Raw genomic sequence first — 416 nt, 5'->3', positions numbered from 1 at the left:
GGTTACAGCAACCAGCATATCGGCGTCGTCGGCACCTGCCTCCCGCAATACGCGTGGATGAGAGCCATGCCCCTGCACGACTCGCAGGTCAAATTTATCCTGCAAGGTCCGCAGACGCTCACCGTTGGTATCGACAACAGTAATATCGTTGTTCTCGCCAACCAGGTTTTCCGCCAGTGTGCCGCCAACCTGGCCGGCACCCAGAATGATAATTTTCATCAGTCGCGACCCGTTATCTCATCACTTTTTGATTAGCTTAGCGTAAAAGAAGCCGTCGCCCTCTTCGGCACCAGGCAGATTTTGTTTACCCGGTTGCTCTGGTGTTCCTGTTTCGCAAAGTTCGGCATCAGCGGTACGTTGCAAAAAGGCTTTAATCTGCAGGCTATTCTCTTCCGGTAACACCGAACAGGTGGCAT

2 protein-coding genes are annotated in these 416 nt (G+C 52.9%); both read right to left on the bottom strand.

Features of this window, described 5'->3' with window-relative positions:
* Positions 1–219 (bottom strand): NAD-binding protein (locus D7V88_RS42395; RefSeq protein WP_158625305.1); only part of this gene is annotated, 219 nt, incomplete at its 3' end.
* Positions 220–240: 21 nt separating this feature from the next.
* Positions 241–402 (bottom strand): hypothetical protein, encoded by a 162-nt coding sequence (locus D7V88_RS45630; RefSeq protein WP_001789710.1) that lies wholly within the window; start codon positions 400–402, stop codon positions 241–243.
* Positions 403–416 lie beyond the last annotated feature (14 nt).

The organism is Corallococcus terminator, from assembly GCF_003611635.1.
Classification (GTDB): Bacteria; Myxococcota; Myxococcia; order Myxococcales; family Myxococcaceae; genus Corallococcus; species Corallococcus terminator.
Note: the sequence above shows the minus strand (reverse complement) of the source record. Positions and strands in the feature narration are given on the sequence as shown.